General features: G+C 69.0%; 21 protein-coding genes. 8 read left to right on the top strand and 13 right to left on the bottom strand.

The window, feature by feature from the left end:
- The first annotated feature begins 123 nt into the window (after window positions 1-123).
- Both ACWDRW_RS05145 and ACWDRW_RS05150 read left to right on the top strand, forming a co-directional pair.
- Window positions 124-1,134: a GNAT family N-acetyltransferase gene (locus ACWDRW_RS05145; RefSeq protein ID WP_451720272.1), complete on the top strand. Its 1,011-nt coding sequence runs from the start codon at window positions 124-126 to the stop codon at window positions 1,132-1,134.
- Between the two features lie 30 nt (window positions 1,135-1,164).
- The gene (locus ACWDRW_RS05150; RefSeq protein WP_451720275.1) at window positions 1,165-2,016 is read left to right on the top strand and encodes a transglutaminase family protein; all 852 of its coding nucleotides are present in this window, start codon (window positions 1,165-1,167) and stop codon (window positions 2,014-2,016) included.
- A 109-nt stretch (window positions 2,017-2,125) separates the two neighbouring features.
- Here ACWDRW_RS05150 and ACWDRW_RS05155 read toward each other — a convergent pair whose 3' ends face one another.
- From ACWDRW_RS05155 to ACWDRW_RS05170, 4 genes are all read right to left on the bottom strand, one after another.
- The gene (locus ACWDRW_RS05155) at window positions 2,126-4,357 is read right to left on the bottom strand and encodes a hypothetical protein (RefSeq protein WP_451720278.1); all 2,232 of its coding nucleotides are present in this window, start codon (window positions 4,355-4,357) and stop codon (window positions 2,126-2,128) included.
- A gap of 158 nt (window positions 4,358-4,515) precedes the next feature.
- Window positions 4,516-4,917 (bottom strand): DUF6113 family protein, encoded by a 402-nt coding sequence (locus ACWDRW_RS05160; protein WP_451720280.1) that lies wholly within the window; start codon window positions 4,915-4,917, stop codon window positions 4,516-4,518.
- Window positions 4,914-5,810: an N-acetyl-1-D-myo-inositol-2-amino-2-deoxy-alpha-D-glucopyranoside deacetylase gene (mshB, locus tag ACWDRW_RS05165; protein ID WP_451720283.1), complete on the bottom strand. Its 897-nt coding sequence runs from the start codon at window positions 5,808-5,810 to the stop codon at window positions 4,914-4,916. The genes ACWDRW_RS05160 and mshB overlap by 4 nt, the downstream gene beginning before the upstream one ends.
- A gap of 33 nt (window positions 5,811-5,843) precedes the next feature.
- Complete coding sequence (locus tag ACWDRW_RS05170) at window positions 5,844-6,038, bottom strand: hypothetical protein (protein ID WP_186280602.1); 195 nt, start codon at window positions 6,036-6,038, stop codon at window positions 5,844-5,846.
- Between the two features lie 187 nt (window positions 6,039-6,225).
- On the opposite strand from ACWDRW_RS05170, the gene ACWDRW_RS05175 reads away from it, so the two are divergent.
- Window positions 6,226-8,340 (top strand): prolyl oligopeptidase family serine peptidase, encoded by a 2,115-nt coding sequence (locus ACWDRW_RS05175; protein WP_451720285.1) that lies wholly within the window; start codon window positions 6,226-6,228, stop codon window positions 8,338-8,340.
- 120 nt (window positions 8,341-8,460) lie between these two features.
- Here ACWDRW_RS05175 and ACWDRW_RS05180 read toward each other — a convergent pair whose 3' ends face one another.
- The 5 genes from ACWDRW_RS05180 to ACWDRW_RS05200 are packed head-to-tail and all read right to left on the bottom strand — an operon-like array spanning window position 8,461 to window position 14,003.
- Window positions 8,461-9,498 carry an ABC transporter ATP-binding protein gene (locus tag ACWDRW_RS05180; RefSeq protein WP_451720287.1) on the bottom strand — a complete coding sequence of 346 codons (1,038 nt, stop codon included), beginning with the start codon at window positions 9,496-9,498 and terminating at the stop codon, window positions 8,461-8,463.
- Entirely contained in the window at window positions 9,491-10,465 is a 975-nt protein-coding gene (locus ACWDRW_RS05185) for an ABC transporter ATP-binding protein (RefSeq protein ID WP_451720289.1), read from the bottom strand. Before ACWDRW_RS05185 ends, ACWDRW_RS05180 begins: the two co-directional genes overlap by 8 nt.
- A 3-nt stretch (window positions 10,466-10,468) precedes the next feature.
- Window positions 10,469-11,449, bottom strand: coding sequence for an ABC transporter permease (locus tag ACWDRW_RS05190; RefSeq protein WP_451720291.1), 981 nt, complete (start codon window positions 11,447-11,449; stop codon window positions 10,469-10,471).
- Window positions 11,442-12,365 (bottom strand): ABC transporter permease, encoded by a 924-nt coding sequence (locus ACWDRW_RS05195; RefSeq protein WP_451720294.1) that lies wholly within the window; start codon window positions 12,363-12,365, stop codon window positions 11,442-11,444. Before ACWDRW_RS05195 ends, ACWDRW_RS05190 begins: the two co-directional genes overlap by 8 nt.
- A 9-nt stretch (window positions 12,366-12,374) precedes the next feature.
- Window positions 12,375-14,003, bottom strand: coding sequence for a peptide ABC transporter substrate-binding protein (locus ACWDRW_RS05200; protein ID WP_451720296.1), 1,629 nt, complete (start codon window positions 14,001-14,003; stop codon window positions 12,375-12,377).
- A gap of 472 nt (window positions 14,004-14,475) precedes the next feature.
- On the opposite strand from ACWDRW_RS05200, the gene ACWDRW_RS05205 reads away from it, so the two are divergent.
- The 5 genes from ACWDRW_RS05205 (at window position 14,476) to ACWDRW_RS05225 (ending at window position 20,621) form a co-directional block, all read left to right on the top strand.
- Window positions 14,476-15,504 (top strand): ABC transporter permease, encoded by a 1,029-nt coding sequence (locus tag ACWDRW_RS05205; protein ID WP_451720299.1) that lies wholly within the window; start codon window positions 14,476-14,478, stop codon window positions 15,502-15,504.
- A gap of 85 nt (window positions 15,505-15,589) precedes the next feature.
- Window positions 15,590-17,353: an ABC transporter substrate-binding protein gene (locus tag ACWDRW_RS05210; protein ID WP_451720301.1), complete on the top strand. Its 1,764-nt coding sequence runs from the start codon at window positions 15,590-15,592 to the stop codon at window positions 17,351-17,353.
- Between the two features lie 126 nt (window positions 17,354-17,479).
- A complete protein-coding gene (locus ACWDRW_RS05215; protein WP_451720303.1) occupies window positions 17,480-18,460 on the top strand; it encodes an ABC transporter permease in 981 nt (326 codons plus the stop codon).
- Between the two features lie 50 nt (window positions 18,461-18,510).
- On the top strand, window positions 18,511-19,548 hold the full coding sequence (locus tag ACWDRW_RS05220) for an ABC transporter ATP-binding protein (RefSeq protein ID WP_451720306.1): 1,038 nt from the start codon (window positions 18,511-18,513) through the stop codon (window positions 19,546-19,548).
- A gap of 26 nt (window positions 19,549-19,574) precedes the next feature.
- Entirely contained in the window at window positions 19,575-20,621 is a 1,047-nt protein-coding gene (locus tag ACWDRW_RS05225; protein ID WP_451720308.1) for an ABC transporter ATP-binding protein, read from the top strand.
- A 135-nt stretch (window positions 20,622-20,756) separates the two neighbouring features.
- Here ACWDRW_RS05225 and ACWDRW_RS05230 read toward each other — a convergent pair whose 3' ends face one another.
- The 4 genes from ACWDRW_RS05230 to ACWDRW_RS05245 all read right to left on the bottom strand — a co-directional run bounded on the left by ACWDRW_RS05230 (window position 20,757) and on the right by ACWDRW_RS05245 (window position 25,853).
- The gene (locus ACWDRW_RS05230) at window positions 20,757-21,875 is read right to left on the bottom strand and encodes an ABC transporter ATP-binding protein (protein ID WP_451720311.1); all 1,119 of its coding nucleotides are present in this window, start codon (window positions 21,873-21,875) and stop codon (window positions 20,757-20,759) included.
- A gap of 17 nt (window positions 21,876-21,892) precedes the next feature.
- The gene (locus ACWDRW_RS05235) at window positions 21,893-22,954 is read right to left on the bottom strand and encodes an ABC transporter ATP-binding protein (protein ID WP_451720314.1); all 1,062 of its coding nucleotides are present in this window, start codon (window positions 22,952-22,954) and stop codon (window positions 21,893-21,895) included.
- A gap of 19 nt (window positions 22,955-22,973) precedes the next feature.
- Window positions 22,974-23,954 carry an ABC transporter permease gene (locus tag ACWDRW_RS05240; protein WP_451720317.1) on the bottom strand — a complete coding sequence of 327 codons (981 nt, stop codon included), beginning with the start codon at window positions 23,952-23,954 and terminating at the stop codon, window positions 22,974-22,976.
- 90 nt (window positions 23,955-24,044) lie between these two features.
- On the bottom strand, window positions 24,045-25,853 hold the full coding sequence (locus ACWDRW_RS05245; protein WP_451720319.1) for an ABC transporter substrate-binding protein: 1,809 nt from the start codon (window positions 25,851-25,853) through the stop codon (window positions 24,045-24,047).
- Window positions 25,854-25,891: the final 38 nt, after the last annotated feature.

Below are 25,891 nucleotides of genomic sequence, written 5' to 3' on the forward strand. Positions count from 1 at the left end.
ATAGGGCGCTGGCGGGCCTCCACAGGCTCCGCCGCCTGGCGCGCGGGAGCGCGGCGTCGTCGATGCCCGCCCCTAGTATCTCCGTTCTTGGGCATGATCCGAACAGGAGGGGTGAACTGACCTGTGGAAATCTCTGCGACGGGGCGCCTTGAGGTCCGTATCACCGCTGCTGACGTGGGCAAACGGGTATCGGTGCGACGCCTGAACGATCCGGCGCGCGGGGGTGAGAAGTTCACCGACACGGTGGGTGTTCTCGCATCATGGGACGACGGTGTGCTGCTGATCACACGGAAGAGTGGCGAGACCGTCCGTATTTCGGAATCCTCGCTGGTGGCGGGCAAGGTGGTGCCGAGCGCTCCGGCCCGCCGCCGGGGGCCCGCCGCCTCCTACGAGGAACTGGCGCGGGTGACCGCGCGCGCCTGGCGGCCGGTGGAGAGCGAGCGGCTCGGCGACTGGGAGCTGCGGGCCGCCGCCGGGTTCACCCGGCGCGCCAACTCCGTGCTCCCGCTGGGCGACCCGGGCACCCCCCTGGACGAGGCCCTGTCCGCCGTACGCCATTGGTATGACGCACGCGAGCTGCCCGCGTACATCCAGACCGCGACCGGCGCCGAGGGCACGCAGGAGCTGTTGTGCGCGGAGCTGGAGCGGCGGGGCTGGACGCGTGAGGTGTCCGCCGAGCTGTGGGTCGGGGCGCTGGCCCCGCTCGCCGACCGGGAGGAGCCGGCCGAGGTCGTGCTGGCCCGGACGGCGGACGAGGCGTGGCTCGCGCGCTACCAGCGCAAGGGCGTCGGTGAGGTGGCCCTGAAGGTGCTGGGCAGCGGGGCCTCGGTGTGGTTCGCGAGCGTCCCCGGTGAGGGCGGTATGCCCGCGGCCATCGGGCGGTGTGTCGTCGACGGACGCTGGGCGGGCTTCGCCGCGGTCGAGGTCGATCCGGCGCTACGGCGACGGGGGCTCGCCTCCGCCGTGATGGCCGCGCTGGCGGGGCGGGCCCTGGAGGAGGGCGCGTCGGCGGCCTGGCTCCAGGTCGAGACGGACAACGCGGGAGCACGGGCGCTGTACGCCAGGATGGGCTTCGCCGCGCACCACGCGTACCACCACTACCGCGCGCCGGGGAACTCCGGCTCCGGCCGGTAACCGATCGCCGTGAGAGGGCACGAGCCTGCTATGCCTCCCCCCAATCCCCCGTCTCCCGAACGCTCCACCGAACTGCGCCTGAGGTTCGCCGAGGAGGCCCGCTCCGAGCGGCCCGATCTGTCGACGCTGTGCCTGCTGGTGGGCGCCGAGGCGGACGGCTCGCTGGACGAGGCGGGCATGGACGCGGCGCAGATGGAACTGGACCGGCTGGCGGGGCAGCTGCCGTTCCGGCCGGGCGGGCCGCGCTCCTGGGCCGTGTCCCTGCGGGAACTGCTCGGCGACCGGCTCGGGTTCCGGGGCGCGCCGGGCGACTACCAGCGGCTGGAGTCCTCACTGCTGCACGAGGTGCTGCGACGGCGGCGCGGGCTGCCGATCCTGCTGTCGGTGGTGTGGGTGGAGGTGGCGCGCAGGGCCGGGGCTCCGGTGTACGGCGTGGCTCTGCCGGGGCACTTCGTGGTCGGGTTCGGGGAGCCGGAGGAGCAGGTGCTCGCGGATCCGTTCAACGGGGGGCGCGCGCTGACCGGGGCGGACGCGGAGCTGTTGGTGGCCGGGGCGACGGGGGCGGCGCTGCAGCCGTCGATGCTGGTGCCCGCGACGCCGCTGGAGGTGGTGTCGCGGATCCTCAACAATATCCGGGCCTGGGCCGCGACTCGGCCCGAGCGGTCGGATGTGGCTCTGTGGGCGGTCGAGCTGGCGTTGCTGCTGCCCTCGCATCCGGCTCGGCTGCGGTACGAGCGGGCTCAGTTGCTCGTGCAGCGGGGGGATTTCCTGCGGGGTGCGGTGGAGTTGGAGGCGTACGCGGAGGTGGTCGACGCGGTGGACGAGGCGACCTCGGCTCGCGTCCGGCAGCAGGCTCAGGCCGCGCGGGCGATGCTGAACTGACCGACCGACCGCAGGGGTCTGCGGGTGCGCCACGGCTGGTCGCGCCCGCACTCCTTATCGGGCGACCGCTGTGCCGCACGGCAGATGTCATGCGGCACAGCGGGCCGGGTCAGCTCGGGTCGGTGTCGATGACTCCGACGCGCTCCGCCGCCGTCTTGCCGCGCAGCGCCTGCTTCAGGGCCCCGGCGACGTCCTGCGGGGTGACGGGCGTCTTGTCCCCGGTGGCCCGGGTGATCAGCACGCCGTCGAAGGTGCTGCCGTACGCCTTCTTCAGCGCGTCGAGGTCGTAGGTGTCGACGAGCTTTCCGTCGACCGCCTTGACGCCGAGGATCTTCGGCAGGGACAGGGAGCCGAACGGGATGCTGTGCGCCGCGTCCGTCTGCACGGTGACGTTCTGGGACATCGCCGGTTCGGCGAACTCCTTCATGAACCGGTCGACCTCGGCGTCGGAGACCGTCGGCTGCTGGGCGGTCGTCGCGACCTTCACCGGGGCGGCCGTGCCCGTCTCCACCTGGGCGCGGTACGCCTCCTCGACCGCGTCGGTCGACTTGGCCACGTCGATGCCCTGGCCGGGCTTGCCGTAGACGGCGACCGCCTTGCCGGACTTGAAGGAGACCGTGCCCTCGGTGACCGAGCCGGAGCCGCCCGCGGCGTTCTTCAGCGCGGCCTGCAGCTTCTCCTCGTCGACCGGCATGACCGGCTCGACGACGCGTTCCTGGCCGAAGAGCGAGCCGACCACGGAGATGGGGTTGTAGTCGCTCTGCGCTGCCTCGCTGACGGTGGCCGTGGCGTCGAACTGGAGCCCGGCCTGGTCCGGCTTGAGCGCGACGGTCTCACCGGCGACCGAGAGCTTCAGCTCCTGGTTGATCCGCTTCTCGAAGGCGTCGTCGAGCTTCTTGACCGCGTCGTCGCGGGTGCCGCCGCCGATGTCGACGCCGAGCACGGTGGTGCCCTTGGGCACGTCGGAGTGGTTCATCAGCAGCCCGGCGCCGTAGAGACCGCCGGCCAGCACGATCACTCCGCCGGTGAGCAGGCCGAGCTTGCCGCGGCCCTTCTTCTTCGGCGCGGGAGCCGCGGGCCGGGCGACCGGCTCGGGGAGCTTCGGGGGCGTGTGCGGCAGGGGGCCCTCGGGGTGCGCGCCCGGCCCGAACGGGGCGTTCTGCGCGGGGGGCGGCACGACGGGGATACCGCTGGTGACGGTGTGCCCGGAGACGTTGTCCGCGGGATTGCCGTAGCCGGGGGTGCCGGGCTCGGGGGCCGGCTTCTGCGGGGTGAGGATGGCGGTGTCGTCGCTCAGGCCCCCACCGGGGGCGTGCATCCCCGGCGCACCCGGAACCGCGGGGCCGCCCATCGGGCCGGGGCCGCCGCCGACCGGGGGCACCAGCGGGCCGTCCCCGGTCACCGGACCGGTGGTCGGGCCCGCGGGCCCGTGCTGGCCGCCCGGGCCGCCGGGACCACCGGGTCCGCCCGGGCCGTTGAAGCCGGTGGGACCGCCCGGGCCACCGGGTCCGCCGTTGGGCCCGCCGGGGAGGCCCGGGCCGCCGTAGCCGTTCGGCCCGCCGTTGTCGGGGAAGTTCTCGGAGAAGTACGGCAGGTCGTCGCGGCGCGGTTCGTCGCCGGGGCGGGAGCCGCCGCTCAGCGGGCCCGCGGCCAGCGCCTCGGTGACATCGAAGGAGCCGGTGCCGCCGCCGTGTCCGGGCGCCACGGGTCCGCCGGTCGCGCCCGCGACGCCCGAGCCGTTGCCGGCGCCGGGGCGCGAGCCGCCCGGTGTGTTCATGGAGCCGACGACCCCGCCGGGTCGCGGAGCCGAGGGCGCGGCGCCCGGACGCGCGCCGGACGGCGCCGTACCCGAGGGAGCGGCGCCCGAAGCGCCCGCCGGTGCCGGGCCCGAACCACCCGGCGTCCCGGCGCCGTTGCTCTGGCCGCCGCCCGGACCGGCCTTGGGGGCCGAGGACTTGCGCGGTGCGAACCAGTCGCTGGGCTTCTCCTCGGCGGGAGCGGCCGGTGCCGCCGCCTCGGGGGACGGCTCGGGGGCGCGCGTGGCGGTGGCGGCGCCCGGCGCGGGCGGCTCCTTGTCGGAGGTGCCCTCGGAACTGTCGGCGTCCCCGACGGGCTTGCGCACGACGACCGGCGGAATGGGCCGTGATCCGGGGATGTTGATCCGGATCCGGGTCGTCAGCGTGGTCTCGGTCTTGCGCTCCTCCGGCCGCGCGGCCGAACGGCCCGCATCCGTACCGCCGTCGGGAACCGCGGGCGTCCCGTACGGCGGCGTGCCCGAGGGGTATGCGGCTCCGCCGCGCCCGTTGGGCCCGGAGGACGGACTCTCAGTTTCACGACTCAAGGCAGGTTCTCCCGGTTGGCTCCGCCGCCCGTTTCGACCTCACTGCTTCGGGCGGCGGCGGCGCGCACCACCATACTGGCCACTTCTGGCGCGTATCCCACGACCGCCGGGGAAACCCACACGGGACTCGCACGTGCGCGGCGCGGAGAAGTGGTACGTCACTTGCCAAGTCGGACGCCGTCGCCGTCCGGTTGCCGCGTCGGTGCCAGGGTGGCGCACATCACAGCCGCGGCCATCCCGCCGAGCAGGAAGAGGTAGGACCCGCCGTCCGAGGCGAAGACGAAGTCGCCTTCGGGTCGGCTGGCGGTGAGCAGGATGACGGCGACCATCCAGCCGCCGGCCGGAGCGACGGCCCCGGCCCGGCCGCGGACGAGGAGGGCGCCGCCGAGGCAGAGCCCGATCTCGCCGGCGAGCGCGAGCAGCAGCCCGCCGGGGAACCAGGCGCTCTGGATCAGCGCGCCCGCGGCGCCGACGACCGCGCCGAGCACGAGGAGCCCGAACAACAGGGCGATCCGGGCGGCGGAGGGCAGGGCCAGGGGCTGGGCGAGGTCGGTCTTCATGGCATGTCCTCGATTCCCGCGAACAGGTCGGTCTCGGGCGCCGCGGCCCTCCCTGGGCCTTCGGCCGGGGGGACCCCCCTCTCGCTTCGCTCGTCGCGCGCCAACTCGTAGTACTCGGTGGTGAAGACGGGCTGCGCCAGCTCGTTGGAGAGGACGAAGTACTCGCCGGACACCGTGATCTGGGTGGCGTGGGCGGCCATCGCCGCGGTCTTGGCGGCGGCGTGCGCGGTGCCGTCGACGACGGTGGTGATCCGCTCGTCGTCGACCACTCCGGGGACGTCGTCGAGGGCGGCCGCCGTGGTGAACGGCAGGTCGGGCAGGGCGGCCCGCAGACGGGCGAAGGCCTGCTCGCCGACGGTGCGCGGGACCCGGTTCCAGTAGACCTTGGCGATCGGCAGGCCCGCGTCGGCGGCCAGCTCGGCGGCGCGCATGGCGACCCGGTGGGCCTGGATGTGGTCGGGGTGGCCGTAGCCGCCGTTGTCGTCGTAGGTGATCAGGACCTGGGGGCGGACCTCGCGGATCACCTCCAGGAGGTGACCGGCGGCCTCGTCGACGTCGGCCTGCCAGAAGCAGTCGGGGTCGTCGTTGTCGGGCAGTCCCATCATCCCCGAGTCGCTGTAGCGGCCGGGGCCGCCGAGGAGACGGAAGTCGTCGACGCCGAGGGCACGCATGGCGGCGGTGAGCTCGCGCAGGCGGTGCTCTCCGAGAGCCGCGCCGGACAGGTGGGCGAGGCCGGGCGGGATGACCTCGCCGCGCTCGCCGAGCGTGCACGTGACGAGGGTCACGTGGGCACCGTCGGCGGCGTACGCGGCCATCGTCGCGCCGTTGTTGATCGACTCGTCGTCCGGGTGCGCGTGCACGAGCAGCAGACGCCGGGCAGGCAGTTCCGTCATGGGCCCCACCCTAAACGTGAGGCCCGGGGGTGATCAGAACTTGATGCTGCCGATCATGCTGGCCACGCTCGTGGTCAGGTCGCTGATCGTGGGCGCCATCGTGGACGAGGCGAGATAGAAGCCGAGCAGTATGCAGACGACCGCGTGCCCGCCCTTCAGTCCTGACTTCTTGATGAGCAGGAAGACGATGATCGCCAGCAGCACCACCGCCGAAATCGAGAGTGCCACGGCGGCTCACCTCCAAAGAACCCAGGGACGTGGGGGGTCGGACAGGACGGAACTAAGGGGGCAGATAAATCCATACAACGGCCAGCAGGTTCATACCCACTATGCGCTAACGATCATAACTATCCGTACGCGCGCATCGATCGGCGCACGGCCGCACAAGGGGGCGCATGGCCAATATGGTCGGGGCATGACGACGAGGTCTGACTCCTTCCCCCGACGGCACGCCCGCACCCAGCGTTTCACGCTCGGCGCGCCGCGGGCCTTCACCGTGGCGCCCGACGGTTCGCGAGTCGCGTTCCTGCGCTCCTCCTCCGGCACCGACCGGGCGGGCGCGCTGTGGGTGCTCGACCCCGACAGCGGCCGGGAGCGCGTGGCGGCAGACCCGCGCACCCTCCTGGGGAGCACGGCGGAGCGTCTCTCCCCGCAGGAGCGCGCCCGGCGCGAACGCAGCCGCGAGGGTGGCGCCGGCATCGTCGGCTACGCCACCGACGCCGCCGTGGAGTTGGCGTCTTTCGCGTTGTCAGGGCGGCTTTTCGTGGCCGAGCTGCGGGCCGGGACGGCGCGTGAACTCCCTGTGCAGGGCCCGGTGATCGACCCGCGCCCCTCCCCCGACGGGCGTCATGTCGCCTACGTCACCCAGGGCGCCCTGCACGTGGTCGGTGCCGAGGGCGAGGGTGACCGCGCGCTCGCCGAGGAGGACTCGGAGCAAGTCTCCTACGGGCTCGCCGAGTTCATCGCGGCCGAGGAGATGGGGCGTTCGCGGGGCTTTTGGTGGGGCCCGGAGTCGGACCGGCTGCTGGTGGCGCGGGTGGACGACACGCCGGTGAGCCGGTGGTGGATCTCCGACCCCGCCCATCCGGAACGTGACCCACAGCACGTGCCGTACCCGGCGGCGGGCACCCCCAACGCGGATGTACGGCTGTTCGTGATCGGCCTCGACGGAGGGCGCACGGAGGTTGCGTGGGACCGCGCCCGCTATCCGTATCTGGCGCATGTGCACTGGTCAGCGGCGGGGGCCCCGCTTCTGCTCGTCCAGGCGCGCGACCAGCGCAGCCAGCTGTTCCTGGCCGTGGACCCGGAGTCGGGGGCGACCCGGATGGTGCACGCGGACGAAGATCCAGTTTGGCTGGAACTTTTCGCCGGGGTGCCGTGCTGGACCCCCTCGGGACGCCTGGTGCGCATCGCCGACGAGGGCGGGGCGCGGGTGCTCGCGGTGGGGGAACGCCCGCTGACCGGGGCGCAGTTGCACGTCCGCGCGGTGCTGGACGTCTCCGACCACGACGTGCTGGTCTCGGCCTCGGCCGGCGAGAGGGCGGCGGAGCCGGAGATCGGCGAGGTGCACGTCTACCGGGTGAACGAGCTCGGGGTGGAGCGCGTGTCGCAGGAGCCCGGCGTGCACTCGGCGGTGCGCGCCGGGGGCGTGACCGTGCTGGTCTCCGCGTCACTGGACCGGCCGGGGGCGCGGGTACGCGTCTTCCGGGACGGCAAGCAGCTCGCGACTGTCCCCTCGTACGCGGAAGATCCCGGTCTGTCCCCGCGCGTGACGCTCACCGAGGGGGGCGCACGGCGCGTCCCGTGCGCCGTGCTTATGCCGACGGACTACCGCGGTGACACCTCCCTGCCGGTTCTGCTGGACCCCTACGGCGGTCCGCACGGTCCGCGGGTGGTGGCCGCGCACAACGCGCTCCTGACCTCCCAGTGGTTCGCCGATCAGGGGTTCGCGGTGATCGTGGCGGACGGCCGGGGCACGCCGGGACGCTCGCCCGCCTGGGAGAAGGAGATCCACCACGATCTGACGGTCACGCTGGACGACCAGATCGACGCCCTTCACGACCTCGCGAAGACGTACCCGCTCGATCTGTCCCGCGTCGCGATCCGCGGCTGGTCCTTCGGCGGCTGGCTGGCGGGCCTCGCGGTACTGCGCCGCCCGGACGTCTTCCACGCCGGCATCGCGGGCGCCCCGGTCACCGACTGGCGGCTGTACGACACCCACTACACGGAGCGGTACCTGGGCGACCCGGCCACGCGTCCGCAGTCGTACGCGAGGAGTTCCCTGGTCACCGACGAAGGGCTGGCGGAGCCGGCCGAGCAGCACCGCCCGCTGATGATCGTGCACGGCCTCGCCGACGACAACGTGGTGGTCGCGCACGCCCTGCGCCTGTCCTCGGCCCTGCTGTCCGCGGGCCGCCCGCACGAGGTGCTCCCGCTGACCGGGGTGACCCACATGACGCCCCAGGAGCAGGTCGCGGAGAACCTGTTGCTGCTCCAAGTGGACTTCCTGAAGCGGTCGTTGCGGATGTAGACACGGCAACGGGCCGGGAGACATGGCGCCCCCGGCCCGTTTACGGCACCCGCACGGCCGTACGGTGTTCAGACTGGCGCGTCCGTATATCGGAACGGCGACAGGGGAGTTGCCGCCGTGTTACTCCGGCTCCTCCGGCGGGACCACCTGTTTCTCCTCCGCGAAGTGACAGGCCGAGTCATGGGCCGCCGGACCCTTCAGGGTGCGCAGGTGGGGCGGGACCGCGAGCAGGGGGACCTCCACCGCACAGCGCTCCTGCGCCTTCCAGCACCGGGTGCGGAAGCGGCAGCCCGAGGGGATGTTCGTCGGGGAGGGCACGTCTCCGGCGAGGATGATCCGCTCGCGGTGTTCCCGGGCCTCGGGGTCGGGGACGGGGACCGCGGAGAGGAGCGCCTGGGTGTAGGGGTGGGTGGGATGGTCGTAGATCTCGGCGTCCTTGCCGATCTCCACGATCCGGCCCAGGTACATCACGCCGACCCGGTCGGAGATGTGCCGGACGATCGACAGGTCGTGGGCGATGAAGATGTAGGACAGGTCGAAGTCGTTCTGGAGCCGGTCCATCAGGTTGATCACCTGGGCCTGCACCGAGACGTCCAGCGCGGAGACCGGCTCGTCCGCGACGATGACCTCCGGGCGCAGCGCCAGTCCCCGGGCGATGCCGATGCGCTGGCGCTGGCCGCCGGAGAACTGGTGCGGATAGCGGTTGATGTACTCGGGGTTGAGGCCGACCACGTCCAGCAGGTCCTGCACCTTGCGGCGCCGGTCGCCCTTCGGGGCCACCTCGGGGTGGATGTCGTAGGGCTCTCCGATGATGTCGCCCACGGTCATCCGGGGGTTGAGCGAGGTGTAGGGGTCCTGGAAGACCATCTGGATGTTGCGGCGCACCGACTTCAGGGCCTTGCCGGAGAGCGTGGTGATGTCCTCGCCCTTGTACTGGATCGAACCCGCCGTCGGGCGCTCCAGGTTGACCAGCATCTTCGCCACCGTCGACTTGCCGCAGCCGGACTCGCCGACGATGCCGAGCGTCTCGCCCTGCTCCACCTCGAAGTCCACGCCGTCCACGGCCTTCACCGCGCCGACCTGCTTCTTGAAGAGGATGCCCGTGGTCAGCGGATAGTGCTTGACCAGACCGTTGATCCGGAGGATCGGCTCAGCCATGCAGGCACTCCCTCCAGAAGTGGCAGGCGCTGCCCCGCTCCTCGTCGACCTCGTACAGGGGAGGTTCGTCGGTGCGGCACACGTCCTGGGCCATGGGACAGCGCGGGTGGAAGGCACAGCCCGGCGGGATGCGCATCAGGTTCGGCGGCAGGCCCTTGATGGCGTAGAGCTCCTGGCCCTTCTGGTCCAGGCGCGGGATGGAGTCGAGCAGGCCGCGGGTGTAGGGGTGGGCGGGCGACTTGTAGATGTCGTGCACGGGGGCCGTCTCCACGATCCGCCCCGCGTACATCACGGCGATCCGGTCCGCGACGTCCGCGACCACGCCGAGGTCGTGGGTGATGAGGATCAGCCCCATGTGGTACTCGCGCTGCAACTCCGCGAGGAGTTCCATGACCTGGGCCTGGACCGTGACGTCCAGGGCGGTGGTGGGCTCGTCGGCGATGATCAGGGCGGGTTCCAGGGCCAGCGCCATCGCGATCATGATGCGCTGGCGCATCCCGCCGGAGAACTGGTGCGGGTACTGCTTGACCCGCTCCTTGGCGGCGGGGATGCGGACGTGGTCCATCAGCTCCACGGCCTTGGCGCGGGCGTCCTTCTTCGACATCCCCCGGTGCACGGTGAACATCTCGCCGAGCTGGTCGCCGACCGAGAGCACCGGGTTCAGGGAGGACAGCGCGTCCTGGAAGATCATCGCCATCTCGGCGCCGCGGATCTTCCGCCGCTGCTCCTCCTTCAGCTTCAGCAGGTCCTTGCCCTGGAAGAGGATCTCGCCGCCGGTGATCCGGCCCGGCGGCATGTCGAGGATGCCCATCACGGTCTGCGCGGTGACCGACTTCCCGGAGCCGGACTCACCGAGCACGGCGAGGGTCTCCCCCGCGTCGACCGCGTAGTCGACGCCGTTGACCGCCTTGGCGACACCGTCCCTGGTCCGGAACTCCACGTGCAGATCACGCACTTCGAGGAGCACGACTCACCTCAGCTTCGGGTCGAGGGCGTCGCGTACGGCGTCGCCGAGCATGATGAAGGCCAGGACGGTGATCGCCAGGGCGCCGGAGGGCCAGAGCAGGGCGTGCGGCGCGTTGCGGATGTAGGGGGAGGCCGAGGAGATGTCGATGCCCCAGGAGACGCTCGGCGGCTTCAGGCCCACGCCGAGGTAGGAGAGGGTCGCCTCCAGGGAGATGTAGGTGCCGAGCGCGATGGTCGCCACGACGATCACCGGGGCGACCGCGTTGGGCGTGATGTGCCGCAGCAGCATCCGGGAGTTGGAGGCGCCGAGGGCGCGGGCGGCCTGGACGTAGTCGTTCTGTTTGACGGTGATGACCGAGCCGCGGGCGATCCGGGAGATCTGCGGCCAGCCCAGCAGCACCATGAACCCGATGACCGGCCAGATGCTGTTGTTGGTGACGACCGACAGCAGCACGAGTCCGCCGAGGACGACGGGGATCGCGAAGAAGATGTCGGTGATCCGGGACAGCACCGAGTCCCACGCCCCGCCGAAGAATCCGGCGAACCCGCCGAGCACGCTGCCGAGGATCGCCACCCCGAGCGTGGCGCAGACGCCGACGGCCACGGACGTACGGGCGCCGTAGACGGTCCGGGTGTAGACGTCGCAGCCCTGGCCGTTGAAGCCGAACGGGTGACCGGGCTGGGAGCCCTGCTGGGCCTTGGCCAGGTCGCACTTGAGGGGGCTCATCCAGGTGATGGAGCCCGGCCACAGGGAGATGAAGACCAGGAAGAGGATGACCAGGCCGGCGATGATGAAGACCGGGTTGCGGCGCAGGTCGCGCCAGGCGTCGGACCACAGGGAGCGGGGCTTCTCCTGGGGGCCGGTGCCCTCCGGCCCACCGGGCGTCTTCTCCAGGCTCTCCCCCTCCGACGTCGCCAGATCCATGGCGCCTCCCATGCCGGTCGAGGCGATGACGCCCTCGGGTTCGCGAGGTGGTTCAGGCATAGCGGATCCTCGGATCGAGTACGGCGTAGAGAAGGTCGACGAGCAGATTGGCGACCAGGAAGACCAGGACCAGGACGGTGACGAAGCCGACCACCGTCTGGGTGTTCTGCCGCAGGATGCCCTGGTAGAGCTGGTAGCCCACACCGTGGATGTTGAAGATCCGCTCGGTGACGATGGCGCCGCCCATCAGCGCGCCGATGTCGGTGCCGATGAACGTGACCACGGGGATGAGTGAGTTGCGCAGCAGGTGCCTGGTGACCACGCGGCGCCGGGGCAGGCCCTTGGCGACGGCCGTACGGACGTAGTCGGAGCGCTTGTTCTCCGCGATCGAGGTACGGGTCAGCCGGGTCACGTAGGCGAGCGACACGGACGCGAGGACCAGACCCGGCACGATCAGCTCGTCGAAGGTGGCGTCGGTGGAGACCGACGGTTTGATCCAGCCCCACTCGACGCCGAGCAGCAGCTGGAGCAGCAGACCGGTGACGAAGGTGGGCACCGAGATCACCACGAGGGTGATCAGCAGGACCCCGGTGTCGACGGGCCGGCCGCGCTTGAGGCCCGTGATGACGCCCAGGGTGATGCCGATCACGATCTCGAAGAGGATGGCGACGATCGTCAGCCGGATGGTCACCGGGAACGCCGAGGCCATCAGCTCGGTGACCGGCTGCCCGTTGAAGGCGGTCCCGAAGTCGCCGGTGAAGACGTTCCCCATGTACGTCAGGTATTGCTGCCACACCGGCTTGTCGAGGCCGAACTCCTTCTCCAGCTGGGCGGCCGTCGCCGGGTCGCACTGCCGGTCACCGCAGAGTCCCGCGATGGGGTCGCCCATCACGTTCACCATGAGGAAGATCAGCAGGGTCGCCCCGATGAAGACCGGGATCATCTGAAGCAGCCGCCGGACGACGTACCGTCCCATGGCGCCGCCTCAGCCGACCTTGATCTCGTTGTACACCGGCACGCTGAAGGGATTGAGCTTGACGTTCGACAGCCGCTCCGAGTAGCCGGCGCTGCCGTTCTGGTACCAGAGCGGGATCGCGGCCATGTTGTCCCGGACGACCTCCTCGGCCTGCTGGAAGGTCTCGACGGCCTTGGTGGTGTCCGTCTCGGCGTTGGCCTGGTCGACCAGGTCGTCGAACTCCTTGTTCGACCACTTGCCGTCGTTGGAGGAGGCGTTGGTGTAGTAGAGCGGCTGGAGGAAGTTCTGGATGAGCGGGTAGTCCATCTGCCAGCCGGCCCGGAAGGGCCCGCTCATCTTCAGGTCGGTGATCTGGCTGCGGAAGTCGGCGAAGGTGCCGACCGGGTTGCCGACGCAGGCCTTCTCGTTGTCGAGGGCGTTGTTGATGGAGTTGCAGACGGCGTCCACCCAGTCCTTGTGCGAGCCGGTGTCAGCGTTGTACGTGATCTTGACCTGTCCGCCGGGGAGTCCACCGCCCTCCTCGATGAGCTGCTTGGCCGCCGCGGGGTCGTACTCGCAGGCGTCCCCGCACAGACCGTCCTGGAAGCCGCCGTCCTCGCCGAGCACCGGGGAGGTCCAGTCGGTGGCCGGGGTGCGGGTCTTCTGGAAGATGGTCTCGGTGATCTGCTTGCGGTCGATGGCCCGGGACAGGCCGGTGCGGACCTTCTCCGAACCGGGCTTGTCCCAGTCGTCGTCGTAGAAGGGGAAGGCGAGCGTCTGGATGATGCCGGCGGGGGTGTTGAGGTAGCGGTCGCCGAGGTCGGCCGGGGCGTTCTTGAGCTGGGAGGCGGGGACGTCGTCGACCAGGTCGAGGTTGCCGGCCAGCAGGTCGGTGTAGGCGGTGTTGTTGTCGGTGTAGACCTTGAGGTCGACCCCGCCGTTCTGGGCCTTGTCCTCGCCGGGGTAGCCGTCCCAGGCGCGCAGGGACATCTGCGAGCCCTTGGCGTAGGAGTCGATGGTGTACGGGCCGTTGCCGACGGGCTTGCTCAGCCAGGCGTCGTGGTCGTCGAAGAAGGACTGCGGCAGCGGGGCGAAGGCCGGGTAGCCGAGCGTCTCGGGGAAGGTCGAGAACTTCTGGTTGAGCTTGACGGTGAACGTCTTGTCGCCGGTGACCTTCAGACCGGAGAGCGTGTCGGCGCTCTGCTTGGAGCCGTCCTCGGGGTGGACCTTGTCGTAGCCCTCGATGTAGCTGAAGAAGTACGCGTTCTTCTGGTTGTTCTTCAGGCTCGCGCCGTAGTTCCAGGCGTCCACGAAGGACTGGGCGGTGACCTTCTCACCGTTGCTGAAGGTCCAGTCCTTGATGGTGACGGTGAAGTTCTGCGAGTCGGTCGTCTCGATGCTCTCGGCGAGCATGTCCAGCGCCTCGCCGGTCTCCGGGTCGTAGCGCTTCAGCCCGCGGAAGATCATGTCGAGGACCTTGCCGCCCTGCACCTCGTTGGTGTTCGCCGGCTCCAACGGGTTCTGCGGATCGCCCCAGGAGGAGCTCAGCACCGCGCTGGTGTCACCTCCGCTGTCGCCGTCCCCGCCTCCGCAGGCCGTCGCCGCGAGCGCTACCGCCGCCGCGCAAGCGGCCCATTTGGCGTGCGTGGCTCCACGCATGGAGTGCCTCCTCATGACTGCGCTGTGCCTCCAGCGCCGCGGCGCTGATCCGTTACCGGCAAATATCGAGGCAAAAGCGGCAATCCGCACACCTAGCCCCCCGTTCGGGGGCCGCGGTTACCCATTCGGACCCGCGCGAATGGATCTTCACGGTGGAGCGCAATGGATCTTTGGCATCCGATGCCGAACCGTTGGATTGGGACGCGCCGATGTACGCATTTCGACACTACGGCGTCCGCATAACGAACTCCTTGCCCGATTAGTCCAGTTGGTCCGAGTCAAGGCACAACTCGATCACATTGAGCTACCCGCGTAGCTACGAGACAGTCAAGGCAGAGTAAAGAAGGTAAAGAGACAACCAAGCCGACCGAGAATTTATTGACCTTGAATGAATTGCGTTGAAAAAGTCCGGCGTAGCCCGTAGGGGAGTGCCCTGCGGAGTCATTCAGACCCTCCCTGGGCCAGGAGCACCATGACCCCCCCAACTCCATCAGCGGCTGCCCCGCTCGAGGCGACCGACGAGAGCGTCGAGAAGTCGATCACTTCTCCCGCACCGGCGGCCAACGAGAGCAGGTCCCCGGGACAGCTCGCTTGGCGTCGCTTCAAGCGGGACCGCGCGGGCGTCGCCTCCGCGTGCATCGTGATCTCGTTCTTCGTGGTCGCCCTGTGCGCCCCGCTGATCGCCAAGCTGTACGGGAAGAATCCGTACGAGACGTACGGCATCAACACGCCCGGCCTGCTGGGGGACAACGGCTTCCCCGTCGGCCCCAACGGCGGCATGAGCGGCGAGTTCTGGTTCGGCATCGACCCCCAGCTCGGCCGTGACGTCTTCACCTTCCTGCTCTACGCGATCCGCAACTCGCTGCTGATCTCCACCGCCATCACGCTCCTCGTGGTGATCGTCGGTGTGGTGATCGGCGTGACCGCGGGCTACGTGGGCGGCAAGACGGACTGGTTCCTGGGCCGGGTCATCGACATCCTGCTGGCGTTCCCGTCCCAGCTGTTCTTCGTCGCCTTCACCCCCGTGGTGATCGCCCTGTTCGTCGGGGCCGACGAGAACACGCCGGTCTGGCTGACCGTCACCTGTCTGATCGGTCTGCTCACGCTCTTCGGCTGGTCCTCCATCGCCCGTCTGCTGCGCGGCCAGGTACTGGCCCTGCGTGAGCGCGAGTTCGTGGAGGCCGCCAAGGTCACCGGCGCCTCGCCGGCCCGCATCATCTTCAAGGAGCTGCTGCCGAACCTGTGGACGCCGATCCTCATCCAGGCGACCCTCACGCTCCCGGCGATGGTGACCACGGAGGCGGGTCTCGCCTTCCTCGGCGTCGGCCTTCAGGACCCGACCCCCGACTGGGGCGTCATGATCGGCTACGCCGCCAAGTTCTACCAGGACGACATCACCTTCCTGCTCTTCCCGGGCGTGGCCATGGTGATCTTCGTACTGGCGTTCAACCTGCTCGGTGACTCGGTACGCGACGCGCTCGACCCGAAGACCAAGCGCTGACTCCGGCCCTTTTCAGGACCACGGCGAAGGTGCCGGGGTGCCGGATCCTCTCTCTCATCCACTCACTTACCTAGGCAGGATTGCGATGTCCTTCTCGCGTAGAAACTTCCTGATAGCCACCGGTGTGGCCGCCGCTTCCGGCTCCGTGCTGACCGCGTGCAGCAGCGGCGACTCCACCAGCAACTCCGGCGGCGGGAAGGCCGAGGCCGCCAAGGCCAACGCGACCACGGTCAAGATCGGCACCGCGGAGGACTCCAAGGGCCCGGCCCCCGAGGTCTCCGGCGCGAAGAAGGGCGGCACGGTCTACCTTCTGAACGACGACGACTTCTCGCACCTCGACCCGCAGCGCATCTACTACGCCTGGAACTCGCTCGCGGCGGTCGTGCTGTCCCGCACCCTGACCGGCTACAAGATCGCGGACGACGGCTCCCAGACCCTCGTCGGCGACCTCGCCACCGACACGGGCAAGATGGAGGACGGCGGCAAGAAGTGGACCTTCACCCTGAAGGACGGCGTCAAGTGGGAGGACGGCTCCGACGTCACCGTCGATGACGTCCGCCACGGCATCGAGCGTGCCTTCGACACCTTCATCACCGAGGGTGCCTTCTACGTCCAGACCTGGCTGACCGGCTCCACGGACTACCGCAAGTCGTACACGGGTCCGTACAAGGGCAAGCACCTGAAGTCGATCGAGACCAGCGGCAAGTCCATCACCTTCCACCTCTCCGAGGCTCGTCCGGACTTCAACTACGTCCTCGCGATGCACTCCTACGCGCCGACCCCGGAGAAGAAGGACACCAAGCAGGACTACGACAAGAAGCCGGTCTCCAACGGCCCGTACAAGATCAAGAGCCACACGACCGACAAGTCGATGGTCCTGGTCCGCAACGAGCACTGGGACCCGGCGACGGACCCGATCCGCAACGCCTACCCGGACCAGTTCGACTTCACCTTCGGCATCGAGCAGCTCACCGCCGCCGACCGCCTGCTCGCGGACGCGGGCAAGGACCAGTACGCCACCTCCTGGCGCACCGTCCCGGTGGAGCGCGTCGCCAAGGCCACCACCGAGGCCAAGGACCGGGTCATCTCCGGCCTGTCCAACGGCACCAGCGTCTACTGGATCAACACCACCCGGGTGAAGGACCTGCCCGTCCGCGAGGCCATCATCCGCGCCTGGCCGACGGCCCAGATCCGTCAGCTCCAGGGCGGCGCCAACCGCGGTGACTACGCGACCGGCATCATGAGCCCGCTCGTCGCCGGCTACGAGTCGCAGGACGTCTGGGGCAAGCTGAAGAACCCGGCGGGTGACCCGGCCGCGGCGAAGAAGGTCCTGGAGAAGGCCGGCAAGACCGGTTACAAGGTCGTCTACGCCTACCAGAACGACCCGACCAACGCGAAGGTCAAGGTCGTCGTCGAGCAGGCCCTGAAGAAGGCCGGCTTCGACGTCGTCACCAAGGCGGTCGACTCCACCACGTGGTACGACCAGGTCGGCAAGCTCGACAACGGCTTCGACATCTACTGGGGCGGCTGGTCCTCCGACTGGCCGACCGGTTACTCGGTCTTCCAGCCGCTGTTCGAGTCCACCCAGGTCAAGGACCAGGGCCAGAACTACTCCCACCTGAAGGACCCGGCCGTGGACGCCGCCATCAAGGCCGCCACCGCCGAGGTCGACCAGGACAAGGCCAACAAGATGTGGGCCGCCCTGGACAAGCAGGTCACGGAGACCGGTGCCTTCATCCCCGACGTCTACATGAAGCGCATCTACCTGCACGGCTCGAAGCTCGGCAACGTGAAGATGGACCCGAACTTCGACGGCAGCATGCTCTACAAGATGTACGTCAAGGCCTGATCCAGCACCTGAGCGGTGGGGGGCGGTTCACCCCGCCCCCCACCCTCGGCACGTGTCCCCCGGGCCACCGGTCACCCCCGGCCCGGCCCGATCCGCACGACGGCCCTCCCAGGAAAGCCACTCCCCATGCTTCGCTTCCTCACGCGCCGGCTCCTCGGCGCCGTGATCACGCTGCTGATCATCAGCGCGGTCACGTTCATGCTGTTCTACTCGGTGCCGCGCGACCCGGCACGGATGGCCTGCGGCAAGCTGTGCACGCCGGAGACGCTTGAGCTGATCCGCCACAACATGGGGATCTCCGACCCGCTTCCGCAGCAGTACTGGGACTGGCTGGCCGGCATCTTCATGGGCCGCAACTACCCCGGCTTCGGCAACTGCGAAGCGCCGTGCCTGGGTTACTCCTTCGTCAACCGCGAGCCGGTGCTCGCGACCGTGCTGGACCGCTTCCCCACGACGTTCTCCCTGGGCATGGGGGCCGCCGTGGTCTTCGTCGTGTTCGGTGTCGGTATGGGCATGCTGGCCGCGCGCCACCAGGGCAAGGCCATCGACAAGTTCGCCTCCGGCGCCTCGCTGGTCGCCTCCTCGATGCAGATCTACTTCGTCGGCACCCTGGCCCTCTACTTCTTCGTGTACCAGTGGCAGATCCTGGACCAGCCCGGCTACACGCCGTTCTCCGAGAACCCGGGCGCCTGGTTCAGCGGACTGCTGCTCCCCTGGCTGGTGCTCGCTCTGATCTTCACCGCCAACTACACCCGTATGACGCGCTCCCAGATGGTCGAGACGCTCAACGAGGACTTCGTCCGTACCGCCCGCGCCAAGGGCCTGTCCCGGCGCACCGTGTTCTTCCGCTTCGCCTGGCGCGGCGCGATGGGCCCGATCGTCACCATCTTCGGCATCGACATGGGCGTCCTGCTCGGCGGCGCGATGATCACCGAGCAGACCTTCAGCCTCCAGGGCATCGGCATGCTCGCGGTGAAGTCCGTGTTCACCAACGACCTTCCGATGCTGCTCGGTGTCATGGTCCTCACCGCGTCCTTCGTGGTGATCGCCAACATCCTGGTTGACGCCTGCTACGCCCTCATCGACCCGCGCATCAGGCTCGCCTGACCCGCCGCCCCCACCAGCTACCCCGCATCACCCCTCACTGGAGCGTCCCCGTGACGAGCACCGAACAGCAGCCCTTCCTGTCCATCAAGGACCTGAAGGTGCACTTCTCGACCGAGGACGGCACCGTCAAGGCCGTCGACGGTCTCTCCTTCGACCTCGCACGCGGCAAGACGCTCGGCATCGTGGGTGAGTCGGGATCCGGCAAGTCGGTCACCAACCTGACCATCCTGGGTCTGCACAACCCGGACAGCACCAAGGTCGAGGGCTCGATCGTCCTCGACGACGAGGAGCTGAACGGGGCGCCGGAGAAGACCCTGGAGAAGCTGCGCGGCAACAAGATGTCGATGATCTTCCAGGACGCGCTGACCTCGCTGTCGCCGTACCACACCATCGGCCAGCAGATCGGTGAGACGTACCGCAAGCACACCGGCTGCTCCAAGAAGGAAGCGCGCAAGCGCGCGATCGAGATGCTGACCCGGGTCGGCATCCCGCAGCCCGACGTGCGTGTGGACGACTACCCGCACCAGTTCTCCGGCGGTATGCGCCAGCGCGCGATGATCGCCATGGCCCTGGTCTGCGACCCCGAGCTGCTGATCGCCGACGAGCCGACCACCGCGCTGGACGTCACCGTGCAGGCCCAGATCATGGACCTGCTCAAGGACCTCCAGAAGGAGTTCGGCACCGCGATCATCTTCATCACGCACGACCTGGGCGTCATCGCCGACGTCGCCGACGACGTGCTGGTGATGTACGGCGGCCGGTGCGTGGAGCGCGGTACGAAGGAGGAGGTGCTGCGCAACCCGCAGCACCCCTACACCTGGGGTCTGCTGGGCTCGATGCCGAGCCTGGACGGTCCGGTGGACGTACCGCTGAACCCGATCCCGGGTTCGCCGCCCTCACTGCTGAACCCGCCGTCGGGCTGCCGTTTCCACCCGCGGTGCGCCTTCACCGAGAAGGTCGAGGGCGGGCTGTGCTCGTCCGAGCGGCCCACGCTGGAGATCGTCGACGGACGCGGCTCCGCCTGCCACCTGACCGCCGAACAGCGCCGTGAGTTCTTCACCGACCTCGCCGGCAGCCGCGCCAACTGACGTACTCAAGACGGGATTTCACCACCATGAGCAGCACCACTCCCCTCCTGGACGTCTCCGGGCTGACCAAACACTTCCCGATCAAGGGCGGTTTCCCGATCCGTCGGACCGTCGGCCATGTGCAGGCCGTCGACGGCCTGGACTTCCAGGTCCACGAGGGCGAGAGCCTCGGTCTGGTCGGCGAGTCGGGCTGCGGCAAGTCGACGACCGGCCGACTGATCACCCGCCTGCTGGAACCGACCAGTGGCACGATCTCCTACCAGGGCCAGGACATCACCCACGCCAACCGCAAGCAGTTGGCGCCGGTCCGCTCCGAGATCCAGATGATCTTCCAGGACCCGTACGCCTCGCTGAACCCGCGACACACGGTCGGCAAGATCATCGCGGGTCCGATGGAGATCAACGGCATCAACCCCGAGGGCGGCCGGGAGAAGCGCGTGCGCGAACTCCTGGAGATCGTCGGGCTCAACCCCGAGCACTACAACCGCTTCCCGCACGAGTTCTCCGGCGGCCAGCGCCAGCGCATCGGCGTCGCCCGCGCGCTCGCGCTGGAGCCGAAGCTGATCGTGGCGGACGAGCCGGTCTCCGCCCTGGACGTCTCGATCCAGGCCCAGGTGGTGAACCTGCTCCAGAAGGTGCAGCGCGAACTCGGCATCGCGTTCGTCTTCATCGCCCACGACCTGGCCGTCGTACGGCACTTCTCGCAGCGCGTCGCGGTCATGTACCTGGGTAAGATCGTCGAGATCGCCGACCGCGATGACCTGTACGGCAACCCGCGCCACCCCTACACGCGGGCCCTGCTGTCCGCCGTACCGGAGGCGTCGGCGGACGACAAGCCCGCCCGCGAGCGCATCCGCCTGACCGGCGACGTGCCCTCCCCGATCAACCCGCCCACCGGCTGCCGTTTCCGCACCCGCTGCTGGAAGGCGACCGAGAAGTGCGCCACGGAGGCGCCGCCGCTGGTCCAGGTCGAGGGCAACAAGCCCGGTCACCTGACCGCGTGCCACTACCCGGAGACGGAGGGAACCATTCCCGCGCCCCGTCTGTCCAAGGACCCCGAGGCGGCGGTCTGACACACCCCTTTCGTCAACCGTCGCCCCCGGAACGGACTTTGCATGGCCCATTGACCCGAGCCCGCGAACGTCCGCTCCAAGGGGACGGGGCCCGTGCCTCCCCGGCACGGGCCCCGTTGTCGTCTCCGGACGGTGTCAGTCCTCCTCCAGCTGCTCCTCCAGCGCCGCCAGCGCCGGGTCCAGGACGATGTCCTCCGCCCTCGCCTCGGTCGTCGGGTCCTCCGGGAAGTGGCAGGCCGTCAGGTGGCCCTCGTGGTTGCCGGAGAGGCGGACCAGCGGGGGTTCCTCCGCCGCGCACTTGTCCTGCGCCTTCCAGCAGCGGGTGCGGAACCGGCAGCCGGAGGGCGGGGAGATGGGCGACGGGACGTCGCCGGCGAGGCGGATCCGCTCCCGGGGGGCCGCCTCCTCCTCCGCGAGGTTCACCTCGGGCACCGCGGAGAGCAGGGCGTGGGTGTACGGGTGACGGGGACGGGCGTAGATCGAATCGCGGTCGCCGACCTCGATCACCTTGCCGAGGTACATGACCGCGACGCGCTGCGAGAAGTGCCGTACGACGGCCAGGTCGTGGGCGATGAACAGGAACGCGATGCCGAGTTCCTGCTGCACCTTCTGGAGCAGGTTCACCACCTGGGCCTGGATCGAGACGTCCAGGGCGGAGACCGGCTCGTCCGCCACGATCAGCTTCGGCTCCAGCGCCAAGGCCCGTGCCACGCCGATGCGCTGGCGCTGGCCGCCGGAGAACTCGTGCGGGAAGCGGTTGTAGTGCTCGGGGTTGAGACCGACGATCTCCAGGAGTTCGCGCACGCGCTTCTCCCGGCCGCCCTCGGGGTTGATGCCGTTGATCTCCATCGGACCCGCGATGATCTTGCCGACCGTCTGTCGGGGGTTCAACGACGAGTACGGGTCCTGGAAGATCATCTGGATCTCGGACCTGATGGGGGCGAGCTGCTTGCGGTTGGCGTGCGTGATGTCCTGGCCGCGGTACGCGATCGAGCCCGCGGTCGGTTCCATCAGGCGGGTGATCAGCCGACCGGTCGTCGACTTGCCGCAGCCCGACTCCCCCACCAGGCCGAAGCTCTCACCGACGTTCACGGTCAGGTCGATGCCGTCGACGGCCTGCACATGGCCGACCGTCCGGCGGATCGGGAACCCGCCCTTGACCGGGAAGTGCTTGGTCAGCCCCTCCACCTTCAGCAGGGGCTCCCCGGCCGTCACGGCCTGCCGGGGAGCGGGGAGGACGAGGTCCTCTGTCATGACGTGTCCTCCTGGCCCTAGCCCAGCCGGGGCTTGATCTCTTCGATGAAGATGGTCCGCTTCTGGTCCGCCGTCAGATGACAGGCGGAGGCCCGGTCCGGGCCCAGCAGCGGGCGTTCGGTGACGCAGCGGTTGCCGCCCACCCGGCCCTGGAAGGTGCAGCGCGGATGGAACCGGCAGCCCGGGGGCGGCTTGAGCAGCGAGGGCGGCGAGCCGGGGATGGGCGCGAGGGGTGCGCCGATGTCCGAGCTGATCCGCGGCATCGAGTTCAACAGACCCCAGGTGTACGGGTGTTGCGGCGCCCGGAGCACCTCGCGGGCCGAGCCGCGCTCGATCGCGCCGCCCGCGTACATCACCATGATGTCGTCGGCCATGTCGGCGATGACCCCGAGGTCGTGCGTGATGAAGATGATCGCCGAGCCGAACTCCTGCTGGAGGTCCTTGAGCAGGTCGAGGATCTGCGCCTGGACCGTCACGTCCAGGGCGGTGGTCGGCTCGTCGGCGATCAGGAGGTCCGGGTCGCAGACCAGGGCCATGGCGATCATCGCGCGCTGGCGCATACCGCCGGAGAACTGGTGCGGGTAGTCCTTCGCCCGCTCCTTGGGGTTGGGGATGCCGACCTTGCCGAGCATCTCCACGGCCCGGTCCCAGGCCTCCCGCTTGGACGCGCCCCGGTGCTTCATGAACGGCTCGGCGATCTGCCGGCCCACCGTGTAGTACGGGGAGAGCGCGGTCAGCGGGTCCTGGAAGATCATCGCGACCTTGTTGCCGCGCAGCTTCTCCAGCTCCGACTCGCGTGCCGTCGTGAGTTCCTGCCCCTCCAGCAGGATCTCGCCCTCGACGGTGGTGAACATGGGGTTGTGCAGGCCCAGGACGGTCAGGTTGGTGACGGACTTGCCGGATCCCGACTCCCCGACGATGCCGAGGGTGCGGCCGCGTTCGAGGTCGAAGGAGAGCCCGTCGACGGCCCGGACGACGCCGTCCTCGGTCTTGAAGCTGACGTGCAGGTCCCGCACCGAGAGGAACGCGCCCGCGCCGGCCGGGACGGGCGCCCCGGCCTCCTTGGTCAAAGTGGTCACGAAGTGCTCCTAAGGGCGGCTAGGAAAGCCGCACGCGCGGGTCGATCACGGCGTACACGGCATCGACGATGATGTTGCACAGCAGGATCATGGTGGCGGCGAACAGCATCACGCCCAGCAGCAGCGGAAGGTCGCTGAACTGCACCGACTCCACCGCCAGATGTCCGAGTCCGGGCAGTCCGAAGGTGTACTCGGTGATGATCGCGCCGCCCAGCATCGAGGAGAGGTCGATACCGAGGATGGTGACGATCGGGATGAGCGAGCCACGCCAGGCGTAGCGGAAGAAGACGTACCGTCTGCTCATGCCCTTGGCGCGGGCGGTGCGGACGTGTTCCTCCTGGAGCTGTTCGATCATCGAGGAGCGCGCCATACGGGTGTACTGCGCCGCGAAGATCGTGGACAGCACGACCCAGGGGATGATCAGCCCGGTGAACCAGGCGATCGGATCCTTGGTGAGCTCGGTGTAGCGGGGCTCGTCGAAGATATGGGTCTGGTACACCAGCACGGCCATGGCCAGCGGGCCCAGGAAGTAGATCTGCATGGAACTGAGCACCATGGAGCCCGCCGTGAACGACTTGTCCACCAGCGTTCCGCGCCGCCAGGCGGCGATCATGCCGGTGCCGAGCCCGACGAAGAGGAACACCACGGTGGCGCCGAGCGCGAGCGAGGCGGTGAGCGGCAGCCGGTCCAGCAGGGTCGACCAGACCTGCTCGTTGGTGTGGTACGAGTAGCCGAAACAGGGGGCGTCGCAGGGGCCTTGGGAGAAGTCGTCGCGGCCCATGACGACCCCCGAGATGAAGATCCAGAACTGCTCGGGGATCGACTTGTCGATGCCGAGCGTGCGGTGGATGTTCTCCAGGGCCTCGGGCGTACACGTCTTGCCGCACATCAGCAGCGCCGGGTCTCGGGGCATGCCGAAGAAGAGCAGGAAGGCGACGACGGTCAGCAGGATCAGGATCACGATCGAGCCGAGGATCCGGCGGAAGAGGAAGCGCAGCATCTCAGTGGCAGCTTTCGAACTCGAAGGCCGTGCGGCGCGGTGCGCCCCGTCACGGGACGGGGCGCACCGGGCACCGCGGTCGGGAAGGGGTTACTTCACGAACAGCCGGCGCGGGTCGACGCCGCCGATGACGTCGTCGTAGACGAAGCCGCCGATCTTGGAACCGGCGATCTGGGTCTGCTTGTAGTACGCCGTCGGGATGTTGGAGACGACGTCCTTGACGATGTACTCGTTGATCGCGTTCCACGCCTCGGCGGCCTTCACCGGGTCGGTGATGGTGCCGGCCTTGTCGATGTCCGCGTTGACCTTCGGGTCGTCGATGTGCGAGTAGTTCGAGGCGCCGTCCTGGATCTGGCGGCCGTCGTACAGCGGCGGGATGACGGTCGAGGCGCTCGGCCAGTCGGCACCCCACGCGGTGTGGAAGATGTCGAAGTTGTTCTTCACCTTGGAGACCTGGTCGTAGTAGGTCTCGGCCGGGATGTCCTGGCGCTGCACGTCGAAGCCGGCCTTCTCCAGGCCCGCCGCCATGGCGGTGGAGTACTGCTGGCCCTCAGGGGTGTTGATGTAGCCGAAGGTCAGCTTCATACCGCTCTTGCCGGCCTTCTCCAGCAGCTCCTTGGCCTTCTCCGGGTCACCGGCCGGCTTCTTCTTCTTGCCGAAGGGGTCGAAGCTCGCGTCGTAGCCGGAGACGGTCGGGCTGATCAGACCGCCGGCGACCTCCATCGCGTCGGTGCCGCCGTAGGCCCGCACGAACGGCGTGATCGGCAGGGCGTAGGCGATGGCCTCGCGGACCGTCTTGTCCTGCATCTCCTTCTGGGACAGGTTGACGTTGATCTGGCCCACGTACGGCTGGTAGCCGGAGATCGTACGGTTCTTCAGCGAGGCGTCCCCGAGCACCTTGGACAGGTTGCCCGCGTCGACCTGGTTGCTGAAGCTGACCGCGGTGGCGTTGCTGCCGGAGTCGTCGAGGATGGCCTTGGTGGAGTCCTCGTACTGCTTGTTGAACTGGAAGTTGAACTGGTCGACGTACTGCCGGCGGATCGGGTCCGTGTTGCCGTCCCAGTTGGTGTTCTTCACCAGGGTCATCGACTTGCCGGACTTGAACTCCTGGATCTTGTACGGACCGGCCGTCATCGGCTCCTTGTCGTACTTCTCCTTGGTGTCGTTCTTCTCCGAGACGATCGAGTAGCCCGCCATGGCCAGCGCGTACGGCAGGTCAGGCTTGGCGGTCTTGAACTTGAAGACGATCGTCTTGTCGTCCGGGGTCTCGAGGATGGTGTCCGGCAGGTGCTTGCCCTTGTACGGACCGTCCTTGAGCAGACCGCGGTAGTCGGTGCCCGGGGTGTCGGCGAGCCACTGCTGGATGTAGGTCGGGCCGTTGGAGATGAACGGCGCGAACAGGCGCTCGAAGGTGTGCCGTATGTCGGCGGAGGTGATCGCGGAGCCGTCGGCCCACTTGATCCCGTCCTTCAGCGTGTACTTCCAGGTCTTGCCGCCGTCCGTGGTGGTACCGGAGTCGGTGGCGAGGTCGCCGACGACCTCGTGCTCCTTGCCGTCGTCGCTGGTGGCCTTGTAGCCGGTGAGCCCTCGGTGGATCAGCTGCGACAGCGCCATCTCGTCGGAGACGTAGATCTGGCCGGGGTCGAGGTGCGCGAAGCTGTCGCGCTGGAGCACCGTGATGGTGCCGCCCGGCTTGGCGCCCGCGACCTCCTCGGCGGGCCCGGTCGAGGCCTTCTCGTCGCCGAACTCGATGCCGGACTGCTGCCGCTCGGCGTTCTCCTTGTCCTGCTTGTCGTTGTTGGTGCCTTCACTGCCGCCCTCGCTGCAGCCGGTGAGCACAAGAGCTCCCGCCGCGAGCAGGGAGATCGCGGCGTACGCGTGGCGTCCACCCTTACCCATCACTCAATTCCCACCCATCTTTGTGTTCACCAGTGCCG

Source organism: Streptomyces sp. NPDC003635 (genome assembly GCF_053587635.1).

Excerpts from the sequence above, each read along its gene's own strand:
- ACWDRW_RS05150 (WP_451720275.1), top strand. The coding sequence starts at position 1,165 with ATGCCTCCCCCCAATCCCCCGTCTCCCGAACGCTCCACCGAACTGCGC.
- ACWDRW_RS05160 (WP_451720280.1), bottom strand. The coding sequence starts at position 4,917 with ATGAAGACCGACCTCGCCCAGCCCCTGGCCCTGCCCTCCGCCGCCCGG.
- mshB (WP_451720283.1), bottom strand. The coding sequence starts at position 5,810 with ATGACGGAACTGCCTGCCCGGCGTCTGCTGCTCGTGCACGCGCACCCG.
- ACWDRW_RS05175 (WP_451720285.1), top strand. The coding sequence starts at position 6,226 with ATGACGACGAGGTCTGACTCCTTCCCCCGACGGCACGCCCGCACCCAG.
- ACWDRW_RS05180 (WP_451720287.1), bottom strand. The coding sequence starts at position 9,498 with ATGGCTGAGCCGATCCTCCGGATCAACGGTCTGGTCAAGCACTATCCG.
- ACWDRW_RS05190 (WP_451720291.1), bottom strand. The coding sequence starts at position 11,449 with ATGCCTGAACCACCTCGCGAACCCGAGGGCGTCATCGCCTCGACCGGC.
- ACWDRW_RS05195 (WP_451720294.1), bottom strand. The coding sequence starts at position 12,365 with ATGGGACGGTACGTCGTCCGGCGGCTGCTTCAGATGATCCCGGTCTTC.
- ACWDRW_RS05200 (WP_451720296.1), bottom strand. The coding sequence starts at position 14,003 with ATGCGTGGAGCCACGCACGCCAAATGGGCCGCTTGCGCGGCGGCGGTA.
- ACWDRW_RS05205 (WP_451720299.1), top strand. The coding sequence starts at position 14,476 with ATGACCCCCCCAACTCCATCAGCGGCTGCCCCGCTCGAGGCGACCGAC.
- ACWDRW_RS05210 (WP_451720301.1), top strand. The coding sequence starts at position 15,590 with ATGTCCTTCTCGCGTAGAAACTTCCTGATAGCCACCGGTGTGGCCGCC.
- ACWDRW_RS05215 (WP_451720303.1), top strand. The coding sequence starts at position 17,480 with ATGCTTCGCTTCCTCACGCGCCGGCTCCTCGGCGCCGTGATCACGCTG.
- ACWDRW_RS05225 (WP_451720308.1), top strand. The coding sequence starts at position 19,575 with ATGAGCAGCACCACTCCCCTCCTGGACGTCTCCGGGCTGACCAAACAC.
- ACWDRW_RS05230 (WP_451720311.1), bottom strand. The coding sequence starts at position 21,875 with ATGACAGAGGACCTCGTCCTCCCCGCTCCCCGGCAGGCCGTGACGGCC.
- ACWDRW_RS05240 (WP_451720317.1), bottom strand. The coding sequence starts at position 23,954 with ATGCTGCGCTTCCTCTTCCGCCGGATCCTCGGCTCGATCGTGATCCTG.
- ACWDRW_RS05245 (WP_451720319.1), bottom strand. The coding sequence starts at position 25,853 with ATGGGTAAGGGTGGACGCCACGCGTACGCCGCGATCTCCCTGCTCGCG.